This window comes from Streptomyces sp. URMC 126 (assembly GCF_051386555.1).
Classification (GTDB): Bacteria; Actinomycetota; Actinomycetes; order Streptomycetales; family Streptomycetaceae; genus Streptomyces.
Genome location: NZ_JBPQTX010000630.1, coordinates 1 through 1,073 on the forward strand (window position 1 = coordinate 1; position 1,073 = coordinate 1,073).

The 1,073-nt window shown below is 71.4% G+C and carries 1 protein-coding gene; it reads right to left on the bottom strand.

What is annotated here, in order from left to right; genetic code table 11:
- Positions 1-90: 90 nt before the first annotated feature.
- A complete protein-coding gene (locus ACSNOK_RS33200; protein ID WP_436784500.1) occupies positions 91-867 on the bottom strand; it encodes a serine protease in 777 nt (258 codons plus the stop codon).
- Positions 868-1,073: the final 206 nt, after the last annotated feature.

Consider the following 1,073-nt stretch of genomic DNA (forward strand, 5'->3'; position numbering starts at 1 on the left):
CCAGCCACGACTCCAGGTAGTCGTCGTCGTGGCGCGGGGAGGTGAAGTACGTGCGCACGCCGGACGGACCGCGCGACCCCGTCCGCCCGCTCAGCCGCCCAGGCTCGCCGCCCCGGCCGCGATGTCCTTGGCGAAGGTGCTGACCTGCGTGTAGACGCCGGGATACCGGGGCCGGGCGCAGCCGGTGCCCCAGCTGACGATGCCGACCTGGATCCAGGCACCCGTCTCGTCCTTGCGGAACATGGGACCGCCGGAGTCGCCCTGGCAGGTGTCCACGCCGCCCTTCTCGACGTAGCCGGCGCATATCTCCTCGGCCGGTACCAGGCTGCTCCCGTACGACTTGGCGCAGGTGGCGTCGTCGACGTACGGGACCTCCGCCTTGCGCAGCTTCGTCTGCTGCCCGCCGCCCTCGCGGGTGGCGCCCCAGCCGGCGACGGTGAAGGTGCCGGAGTCGTAGGCGGTGGTGCCGGCGGTCTTCAGGGTGGGCAGGTCGAGCGGCTTGGCGAGCTTGATCAGCGCCCAGTCCTTGCCGTTGCCGTCGTAGCCGGGGGCCTGGAGGACCCGGGTGGACTTGACCTTGACCGCCTGCGAGGAATTGAGGTCGACGGCGCCCGCCGTGGCGGTGATGGACGTGTTGGCGCCGCTGCCGTCGACGCAGTGCGCGGCGGTGAGGACGATCTGCCGGGTGTAGAGGGCGCCGCCGCAGCCCATGGAGAGCCGGACCATCCAGGGGAACTCGCCCTGCTGCGCGGGGACGCCGCCGACGACGCCCTGGCCGGGCCGGCCGTCCGCCTGTGCCCCGCCGGGCTGGAGGCTGAACACGGCGAGGGCCACGGCTCCGACGGCGACGGTTCTCTTGAGGGCCATGAGGTGAGTGCTCAAGGGGGGTCCCTTCGTGGAGGGTTGAGCGTTTCACCAGTCATCCGTCAGGTTCATGACAAGCTGCCGATGCTCGCCCCGAAGCGGAACCTGGTGAACGCGGTGTGCCGAGTATCGGAGCGCACACCGACGGCGGCAAGGACGCTTCAGGCCAGTACGACGGCCCACACAGCCACCGCCCGTCCCGTCCCCTC

Bases quoted from the DNA above. Each gene is read 5' to 3' on its own strand.
- ACSNOK_RS33200 (WP_436784500.1), bottom strand. From the start codon at position 867: ATGGCCCTCAAGAGAACCGTCGCCGTCGGAGCCGTGGCCCTCGCCGTG.